The following is a 7,795-nucleotide window of genomic DNA, read 5'->3' on the forward strand; positions in this document are numbered from 1 at the left end:
GGCGGCGGTCCATCCCCGCAGGCTGTCGCGCTGGGATGCCCGCGCCACCGGCAGGCCCAGCGCCTGCGACGCGGCGGCGGCGACCGCGTCCAGGCTCGCCTCCACCGGGGTGGGCGGAAGGGATTCGGGCGCGACGACGATCAGTGTCCGGCGCGTGCGGGGCGGCATGCGGGGGTGTCCTTCGGCTCGGTTCGGAGATGTGCGGAAACGGCGGCATCCCTACAGGGCGGGATCGCCCTTGCTGTGCATCGCCCGCGCGATCTGGGCGCTGGCCGCGGCCATGGCCTGCTGCGCCGCCTCGTTGGCCGCGGTGATGGCCTTCTGCTGCTGCTCGCCGGCCTGCTGCATCGCCTGCCCCCCGGCGCCGAGGCCGCTGCCCGCCTGGAGCGCCTGCGACATCGCCTCGTTCGCCTGGGACATTGCGCTGTACGCCTGGGACATGGCGCCGGGCTCGTCGCCGCCGCCGCCGGGATGCGCGGTCAGGCCGGGGATCGCCTCCACCGCATGGCCGGCGAGCTGGATGGCCTGTTCGACGGCGGCCAGCGCCTGCTCGGCGGCGGCGCTCACGCTCTTGACCGCATGGTCGAGCAGCGCGCTGGCGATCTCGACGGGCGTCTTCGCATCCGAATCGAAGGGCGGCGGAGCGCCGGGGGCCGTCGCCGCGTCCGCCGCATCCGCCGTGGGCGCGGCCGGAGCCGGTGTTTCGGGCGCCGCGGGAGCGGCCGGCGGTTCAGCGTTCGGGCTGCTGGGGGGCTGGGGAACGCCCATCCTTCGATCTCCTTCGTCCGGTTCGGTTTTGCGGTGCGGATGCCGGGGCCGTCGGCGTCTCCGGCTGCGGCTGCGGCTGCGGGTCAGGCGGCGGTGGCGGCGGCGGGGGGATCGGGCCGAAAGCAGCGGAGCGAGATCACCCCCGCGGACCCCATCTGGATTTCTGCCTGGTTGCCCTTGCCGAAGACGGGGAAGAGGCAGGACGCGCCGTCCTGGCCCATGATGCCGCGCTGCGGCGGCGTCGCCGACAGCATGGCCTGCGCCGCAGCCAGATAGCCGGTCACCAGAACCCGCACCGCGTCGCCGGTCTCGTCCTTGAAGGCGGTGTCCCGGACGACCTGCAGAGCGCCGTCCGACAGGCGGGCGAAGCCGATCACCCGTCCGCGCTTCTGCCAGTTGGTGACGGCCCGCGCCACCTCCGCCGGGGCGGCCAGCGGCCCGACCTGCGGGCATTCCAGAAAGCCGAAAAGCTGCGGCAGGATCGTCTCCAGCGCACCGGCGGTCCTCTTCTTCCGGTCGTCCGGCGTGGCGGTCAAGGCGCCCAGCCGGTTCACGTAGATCAGGTAGAACTGATAGTAGTCCGCGAATTCCTGCACCGTGCGCGCCTGGTCCACCGCGAAGGCGGCGGCCTCCTTCTGAAGCTCGGGGTTGGCCGTTCCCTGGCTTTCCTTGCGGTAAAGCAGCTCCTGCACCGCCAGTTGCTCGTCGAAGCCCATGAACTGGAAGACCGGAGCCCCGGAGACTCCCAGCCCGTCGAGGAAGGACGTGCCGGCGGCGAAATCGTCCTGGGTCATCAGATTGTGGTCGGCGAGGATGCGCTTGACCTGGGCCGACACCGTGGCGCTGGCGTTGCCGGATTCGGCGTCGGCCAGCGTGCGCAGGCTGTCCACCCCCAGCGTCATCAGCTTCACCGGGCTGACCATCAGCTTCATGGTGGGCAGCAGCGCCAGCCGCGTCGCGTGAAGACCCTGCTGGACCTGCTCCACGAGCGTGCTCTCGTCCGGGAAATCGTAGCGCGGACCGGCGTTGCTGATGGCCCAGTCGAGCCACTCCGACCCGCCATCGATGAAGGCGAGCGCAAGCCGCCCCAGGTCGGTGAGCCCGGCGCGGTTCTGGATCATCTTGTTGGCGACAGAGACGGTCATGGTGGGGGCACCTGCGTAAGGGTCAGCTTGACGGGAAGCTCTTCAGGACCGTGGAGGCCGCGGTACCGATGCTGGTGAAGTCGCTGGCGGCGCTCGTCATCATTCCCTGCGCCTGGGTCAGGGCGGTGACGTATTTGGGGTCGCCGGTCGCCAGAAGCTGCGCCATCGCCACGCCGATCGCCGTGGTGGCGATGGTCGAGACGTTGCGCAGCGTGTCCGTGGCGTCCTGCACGGCCATGGCCGTGGACTGGGCGACCGCCTGATAGGCCTTGCCGGCACCGCTGGTGGTGACGACCTGCTGGCTCATGGTCGCCGTCTGCGTCTGGTTTATGACGTCAATGATCTGCGCATTGACCTTCGTGGGCTCCGACATGAAGGCTCCTTGCTCGTTGCGGCCCGGGCGGCCGGGCGCTGTGGGGTGGGCGTGGCGTCGATCAGGCCCCGCCGCCGGTGACGGTGCTGTTCCCGCTGCCGGAGGTCACCGTGCTGTTCCCGGTGCCGCTCGTGACGGTGCTGTTCCCGGTGCCGGAGGTCACCGTGCTGTTTCCGCTGCCGGAGGCGACGGTGCTGTTCCCGCTGCCGCCGGTGACCGTGGAGGGCAGCGTGGTGAGCGAGGTCGTCAGGAGCGGGGTCAGCGGTTGCAGCGGCGACGCGGTGCCGCCGGACGTGGACGAGCCGGAGGGCGGCGGCGGCGGCGCCGTGGTGGGGAAGGGCACAGACAGCATCTTCGCGCAGGCGGCGGTGACCGCGGCGGAATTGACCATGCCCGCGTTCTGCTGGCGGTGGACGGCGTTGTGCATCGCCATGCCGAGCGTCTCGACCATCACGGCGTCGAGCATGGCGAACGACTGCGCGGGGGACTGTCCCGTCAGAAGCGTGACGATGTCCGACGTCGCGTCGATCACCTGAGTGTTCATGGTGCCTTCGTCGCTCATGATTTTGCGGTTCCCTTGGTGATGATCAGCGTAAGGACCTGGGCGAGCGCGGCCTCGGTGATGACCTGGGCGCGCTGCTGGTTGGCGACGGCGTTCTGCATGGCCAGGCCGACGCTGTCGGCCATGGCGACGTAGGTCATGTCCATCGCCAGCGATGGGGTCAGGCCAAGCGGTATCGCCGTGTTCGCCGCGACCGATCCGGCAGGGCTGGCGGAGGCTCCGTCGGGCATTCACACACTCCCGCCACAAACTCCTGCGGACACGGGCTTCCGCGCGACCGGGCGCTTCAACCTGCGGCGGAGGCCGCCCCCGGTTTCCCGGAAGCGGCCCGCCGGCTCCCCTTAGGAGAGACCCAGGATCTGGGTGGTGGCGACGCCGGTGGTGGCCGTGTCGACCGAATACAGGGTCGACAGGCCCTGCGTGGTGGCCGCCTGCATCACCACGTAGGACTGCTGCTGGTTGTTCGTGGCGTTGTGGGCCGCGTTCGACAGCGCCTGGCTGGTGGCGACGAACAGGTTGCCCATCGCGACGGCCGGGGCGTCGCCCAGGACCTTGGTGTTGACCTGGGAGACCGAGTCCGTGATCTGGTTGTTCAGGGCGGTCGGGAAAGCCATCGTTTCAGCTCCTTACATCGGATGTTGCGTTGGTTCGAGGCCAAAGCGCCGGCGGCGGTCCGGCGGACGGCGGCGGGTGCCGCGTCCGCCGTCCGGTCAGCCGAGGAGCTTCGACGTGGCGGCGCCGGTGGTCGCGGTGTCGATGGAGTAGAGCATCGCGACGCCCGTCGTCGTGGCGGCCTGCGCCGTGACGTACATCTGCTGCTGCGCCAGGGTCGCGTTGTGGGCCGCGTTGGCCAGCGCCTGGGCGGTGGCCTGGTACAGGTTGCCCATGGCGATCGCCGGCGAGCTGCCAACGACCTGGACGTTGCTCTGGGCTACGGAATCGGTGATCTGGCTGTTGACTGCCGTCGGGAAAGCCATCTGACGTTATTCCTTGGCGAATGGTTCGGGATGGATGGCCGGCGGCCCGTTCCGGGCGCCGTCCGGCCCCCGGTCCTGGCCGGTCGGCTCATCAGGCCCCCAGGATCGACTTGGTGGCGACGCCGGTGGAGGCGGTGTCGATCGAGTACAGCGTGGCCACGCCCATGGTGGTGGCGGCCTGCATCGTCACGTAGGACTGCTGCTGGTTGTTGGTGGCGTTGTGGGCCGCGTTGGCCAGCGCCTGGGCCGTGGCCTGGAACAGGTTGCCCATGGCGATCGCCGGGGCGTCGCCCAGAACCTTGGTGTTGGCCTGGGTGACGGAATCGGTGATCTGGTCGTTCACGGCGGTCGGGAAAGCCATGTGTTCGTCCTCTTCGGTTGTCCGGCGCCCGCCCGCCGCCCGTCATGAACGGCGGGGTGGCGCGGGTGGTTTGAATCGTCGATGGCGCGGCGGGTCCGGCTTACGAGCCGAGGCCCTTGACGCCGGTGCTCAGGATGCTCTTCGTCGCCACGCCGGTGGAGGCGGTGTCGACCGAGTAGAGCGTGGCCACGCCCTGGGTGGTGGCGGCCTGCGCGGTCACGTAGGACTGCTGCTGGGCGTTGGTGGCGTTGTGGGCCGCGTTGGCCAGCGCCTGGGCCGTGGCCTGGAACAGATTGCCCATGGCGATCGCCGGAGCGTCGCCCAGAACCTTGGTGTTGGCCTGGGTGACGGAATCGGTGATCTGGTCGTTCACGGCGGTCGGAAATGCCATTGTCTTTCCTCACTGGTGGGGCCGGTTTCAAAGGCGGCCGCTGGTGGCGTCCGCCGTTCACACAACCGCATGCGACCATGGGATGTGTGTGTGGAGGACGATGCGACTGTAGCGATGCAAGCCGCGGTGCGATTGGTCTATTCGGCGAAAGAATCCGGCGCATCGCGCGAAGTTTGTGCGCTTGGGTTGCGCCGGGGCCGCCGATGCGGGGAAAGCGTGTGGCGATGGCGGGACGGATTGTTGCGCGGCGGTGGGTGAAAGGCCGTGCAACTCCGCGGCGCCGCGCTGCCGGTCCGCCGGACGGGACCGGCGCCATCCGGCGGAATCGACGGCGGAGGCAAGGGCAGCAAGGGCGGTGGAGAGGGAACCGGCGCCGCACCGCGGGCGGGGCTTGCGGATGGGTGGTGCAGCGAACGATCTCACGCCGCTCTATTCTTGGTCTGGTCTTTGGTGATACTGTCGAGCCGGTATGAAGTCCGGAAGGTATCCAGCGTGACCAAGAATTGTGCAGTATCCGTGCCCGCCGACACTGCCGTTGCAACAAACGAAGTCAAAAAGGCGTCTCACAGTGCATTTGATAATGCGCAGGGGCAGCTTTTCGGCATCATCATGACCGCGTTCGGGATTTCCATCCTGCATGCCGCCGGATTGATCACCGGGCAGGCGGCGGGGCTGTCCTTCGTCATCGCCTACGCCACGGGGCTGGATTTCGGCCCGGTGTTCTTCGTGGTGAACCTGCCCTTCTACGCGCTGGCGCTGGCGCGCATCGGCTGGCGCTTCACCCTGCGGTCGCTTCTGGCGGTGACGAGCATCTCGGTGCTGACCACGCTGGCCCCGCAGGCGATCCGCTACGACGTGCTGCACCCCTATGTGGCGGCGGTGCTGGCGGGCTTCTGCATCGGGATCGGGGTCATCGGCCTGTTCCGCCACGGCTCCAGCGGTGGCGGGGTGGGCATCCTCGCCTACTACATCCAGGAGAAGACGGGGTTCCGCGCCGGCTGGCTCCAGGCCATGTTCGACGTGGTGATCTTCGCCATGGCGGTCTTCGTGATCGACGGGAAGGCGGTGCTGGCCTCCATGCTGGGGGCGGCGGTGCTGAACGCCTTCGTCGCCTTCAACCACCGGACGGACTGGTACGTGGCCCGCTGACGGCGAGGGGGGCTATTCCCCCGCCGCGGTCTTCAGCAGGGTGATGCTGATGCGCCGGTTCTGCGGGGCCAGCGGGTTGGCGGAGTCGAGATGGTCGAGGTCGGCGCGGCCCTCCACCCGGACGATCCGCCGGGCCGGCACGCCGGCGGCGATCAGCTCGCGGCGGGCGGCGTTGGCGCGGTCGCTGGACAGTTCCCAGTTGCCGTACTTCGCCCCCTCCGCATAACCCAGCGCGTCGGTGTGGCCGGTGATGCTGAGGCGGTTCGGCGACGACGCGACGGCCCCGGCGACCAGCCGCATCAGCCGCCGCCCCTGCTCGTTCATCTGGGCGGAGCCGACGTTGTACATCGACACCTTCGCCTGATCGGTGAGCTGCACGCGCAGCCCCACGGGCGTCTGCTGGATGACCACGCTGTCGGCCAGCGAGCCCAGCTCCGGCATGGAGTCGAGCGTCCTGCGCAGGTCGCGCTCGGCCTTCTCCAGCCCCTGCTGCTCGGTCAGGGCGGCGGTCTGGCGGTCGAGCAGGGCCTCCAGCTCCGCCCGCGCGTCGCGGTCCGGGCGGTTCTGGCCGCCGGGCGGGTGGGGCATGGGGTCCTTGCGCCCGGCGGGTTCGCGGTCGCTCTCGCCCAGCGAGGCGACCACGGGCGGGGCCGCGACGGGCACGCTGTGCTCCCCCGGCGCGTTGGGGGTGGACAGCGATCCGGACTTGTCCACCGCGCGCCCGGCCAGCATGCCGTCGGCGCCGGAATTGGACTGGGACAGGGCCACCGGGTTGAAGTAGTCGGCGATGCCCTTGCGCTGCTCCACCGTGGTGATGTTCATCAGCCACATGACGAGGAAGAAGGTCATCATCGCCGTCACGAAGTCGGCGTAGGCCAGCTTCCAGGCGCTGTTGTGCTCCTCCTCCTCCTCGCCGTAGCGGCGCTTGACGATGATCGTCGGCTCGATGCGCTTGCGGGGCATGGCGGGGCGTCCCTCAGGCGGTCTGGCTCGCCTCGCGGGCCTTCGCCTGCGAGGAGAGGGTGGTGGCGACCTCGACCTCGGCGAGGCTGGGCTGCGTGTCGGCGAACAGCACCTTGCGGGCGAACTCCGCGCAGACCTGCGGAGGGCTGCCCCGCAGATAGGCGCCCAGTCCGGCGCGCACGCAGATGAACAGCGTCAGCTCCGCCTCGCGGCGCTGGCGGGCGGCGGCGGCGATCGGGCCGACCAGACCGTAGGACAGCAGCACGCCCAGGAAGGTGCCGGTCAGCGCCCCGCCGATCATGTGCCCCAGCACCTCCGGCGGCTCGCTGATGGCGCCCATGGCGTTGATGACGCCCAGAACGGCGGCGACGATGCCCAGCGCCGGCAGCGCGTCGGCCAGGTTCTGCAGCGCCTTCGGGACCTGGTTCAGCTCGCGCCCGATGGTGTCGATCTCCTCGTTCATCAGCGCTTCCAGGTCGTGCGGGTTGTCCTGGCCCAGCGCGATCAGGCGCATGTAGTCGCACAGGAAGGTGACGCAGCGCGGCTGGCGGAAGACCGAGGGGTACTGGGCGAAGATCGGGCTGTCCTCCGGCTTGTCGATGTCGCTTTCGATGTTTGACACGCCCTTCGACTTCGCCTGCCGCAGCAGGACGTAGAGCAGCGAGATCAGGTCCAGATACTCGTCCTTGCTGGTGCGCCGCCCGCGGGCCACCGCGCCGATGGTGCGCATCGTCCCGCGCAGCACCGACATGGAGTTGGCGATCACGTAGCCGCCGATTCCGGCGCCGACGATGATGATGATCTCCACGGGCTGCCACAGCACGGCCATCCGCCCGCCCATGGCGGCAAAGCCGCCGAGCACGCTCAGGAAGACCGCGACGATTCCGAACAGCAAACGCATGATGTGAGTCCTCCGGCTCGGCCGAATTGGGGGATCGGGCTCAGGGAGCCGTCTTGTGGGGAGCCGTCTTGTGGGGCGCCGTCCACCGGCGCACGACGCCGGCCAGCGCGTCGGCGGCGGCGAGCTGGCCGGTGACCGTGGCGCTGGACAGCGGCTTGCCCGCCGGCTCCGCCGGGACGGCCAGCGCGTCGAGAAGCCCGGCCCA

Annotated in this window: 12 protein-coding genes; 1 reads left to right on the top strand and 11 read right to left on the bottom strand. The window is 69.7% G+C overall.

Going from position 1 to position 7,795, the window contains the following annotated elements:
* Positions 1-219 precede the first annotated feature (219 nt).
* The 9 genes from QSG27_RS26160 to QSG27_RS26200 all read right to left on the bottom strand — a co-directional run bounded on the left by QSG27_RS26160 (position 220) and on the right by QSG27_RS26200 (position 4,577).
* Positions 220-768, bottom strand: coding sequence for a hypothetical protein (locus QSG27_RS26160; protein ID WP_306711366.1), 549 nt, complete (start codon positions 766-768; stop codon positions 220-222).
* A gap of 83 nt (positions 769-851) precedes the next feature.
* Positions 852-1,913 carry a hypothetical protein gene (locus QSG27_RS26165; protein ID WP_306711368.1) on the bottom strand — a complete coding sequence of 354 codons (1,062 nt, stop codon included), beginning with the start codon at positions 1,911-1,913 and terminating at the stop codon, positions 852-854.
* A gap of 22 nt (positions 1,914-1,935) precedes the next feature.
* On the bottom strand, positions 1,936-2,286 hold the full coding sequence (locus QSG27_RS26170; protein ID WP_306711370.1) for a hypothetical protein: 351 nt from the start codon (positions 2,284-2,286) through the stop codon (positions 1,936-1,938).
* 61 nt (positions 2,287-2,347) lie between these two features.
* On the bottom strand, positions 2,348-2,848 hold the full coding sequence (locus QSG27_RS26175) for a RebB family R body protein (protein ID WP_306711371.1): 501 nt from the start codon (positions 2,846-2,848) through the stop codon (positions 2,348-2,350).
* Positions 2,845-3,078 (bottom strand): RebB family R body protein, encoded by a 234-nt coding sequence (locus tag QSG27_RS26180; RefSeq protein ID WP_306711373.1) that lies wholly within the window; start codon positions 3,076-3,078, stop codon positions 2,845-2,847. Before QSG27_RS26180 ends, QSG27_RS26175 begins: the two co-directional genes overlap by 4 nt.
* Before the next feature lie 111 nt (positions 3,079-3,189).
* Positions 3,190-3,462, bottom strand: a complete 273-nt coding sequence (locus tag QSG27_RS26185; RefSeq protein WP_306711375.1) for a RebB family R body protein — start codon at positions 3,460-3,462, stop codon at positions 3,190-3,192.
* A gap of 96 nt (positions 3,463-3,558) precedes the next feature.
* A complete protein-coding gene (locus QSG27_RS26190) occupies positions 3,559-3,825 on the bottom strand; it encodes a RebB family R body protein (protein ID WP_014200161.1) in 267 nt (88 codons plus the stop codon).
* 91 nt (positions 3,826-3,916) lie between these two features.
* On the bottom strand, positions 3,917-4,186 hold the full coding sequence (locus QSG27_RS26195; protein WP_145626298.1) for a RebB family R body protein: 270 nt from the start codon (positions 4,184-4,186) through the stop codon (positions 3,917-3,919).
* Positions 4,187-4,286: 100 nt separating this feature from the next.
* Positions 4,287-4,577, bottom strand: a complete 291-nt coding sequence (locus tag QSG27_RS26200) for a RebB family R body protein (RefSeq protein WP_306711388.1) — start codon at positions 4,575-4,577, stop codon at positions 4,287-4,289.
* A 516-nt stretch (positions 4,578-5,093) separates the two neighbouring features.
* Between QSG27_RS26200 and QSG27_RS26205 the strand changes: the two genes are divergently transcribed.
* The gene (locus tag QSG27_RS26205; protein WP_306711390.1) at positions 5,094-5,726 is read left to right on the top strand and encodes a YitT family protein; all 633 of its coding nucleotides are present in this window, start codon (positions 5,094-5,096) and stop codon (positions 5,724-5,726) included.
* Between the two features lie 12 nt (positions 5,727-5,738).
* On the opposite strand, the gene QSG27_RS26210 is transcribed toward QSG27_RS26205, so the two are convergent.
* A complete protein-coding gene (locus QSG27_RS26210) occupies positions 5,739-6,689 on the bottom strand; it encodes a flagellar motor protein MotB (protein ID WP_306711392.1) in 951 nt (316 codons plus the stop codon).
* Positions 6,690-6,702: 13 nt separating this feature from the next.
* The gene (gene motA, locus QSG27_RS26215; protein ID WP_306711394.1) at positions 6,703-7,590 is read right to left on the bottom strand and encodes a flagellar motor stator protein MotA; all 888 of its coding nucleotides are present in this window, start codon (positions 7,588-7,590) and stop codon (positions 6,703-6,705) included.
* Between the last annotated feature and the right edge of the window lie 205 nt (positions 7,591-7,795).

Source organism: Azospirillum isscasi (assembly GCF_030849505.1).
Lineage (GTDB): Bacteria > Pseudomonadota > Alphaproteobacteria > Azospirillales > Azospirillaceae > Azospirillum > Azospirillum isscasi.

Excerpts from the sequence above, each read along its gene's own strand:
- QSG27_RS26180 (WP_306711373.1), bottom strand. The coding sequence starts at position 3,078 with ATGCCCGACGGAGCCTCCGCCAGCCCTGCCGGATCGGTCGCGGCGAAC.
- QSG27_RS26160 (WP_306711366.1), bottom strand. The coding sequence starts at position 768 with ATGGGCGTTCCCCAGCCCCCCAGCAGCCCGAACGCTGAACCGCCGGCC.
- QSG27_RS26190 (WP_014200161.1), bottom strand. The coding sequence starts at position 3,825 with ATGGCTTTCCCGACGGCAGTCAACAGCCAGATCACCGATTCCGTAGCC.
- QSG27_RS26170 (WP_306711370.1), bottom strand. The coding sequence starts at position 2,286 with ATGTCGGAGCCCACGAAGGTCAATGCGCAGATCATTGACGTCATAAAC.
- QSG27_RS26175 (WP_306711371.1), bottom strand. The coding sequence starts at position 2,848 with ATGAGCGACGAAGGCACCATGAACACTCAGGTGATCGACGCGACGTCG.
- QSG27_RS26185 (WP_306711375.1), bottom strand. The coding sequence starts at position 3,462 with ATGGCTTTCCCGACCGCCCTGAACAACCAGATCACGGACTCGGTCTCC.
- QSG27_RS26195 (WP_145626298.1), bottom strand. The coding sequence starts at position 4,186 with ATGGCTTTCCCGACCGCCGTGAACGACCAGATCACCGATTCCGTCACC.
- QSG27_RS26200 (WP_306711388.1), bottom strand. The coding sequence starts at position 4,577 with ATGGCATTTCCGACCGCCGTGAACGACCAGATCACCGATTCCGTCACC.
- QSG27_RS26210 (WP_306711392.1), bottom strand. The coding sequence starts at position 6,689 with ATGCCCCGCAAGCGCATCGAGCCGACGATCATCGTCAAGCGCCGCTAC.
- QSG27_RS26165 (WP_306711368.1), bottom strand. The coding sequence starts at position 1,913 with ATGACCGTCTCTGTCGCCAACAAGATGATCCAGAACCGCGCCGGGCTC.
- motA (WP_306711394.1), bottom strand. The coding sequence starts at position 7,590 with ATGCGTTTGCTGTTCGGAATCGTCGCGGTCTTCCTGAGCGTGCTCGGC.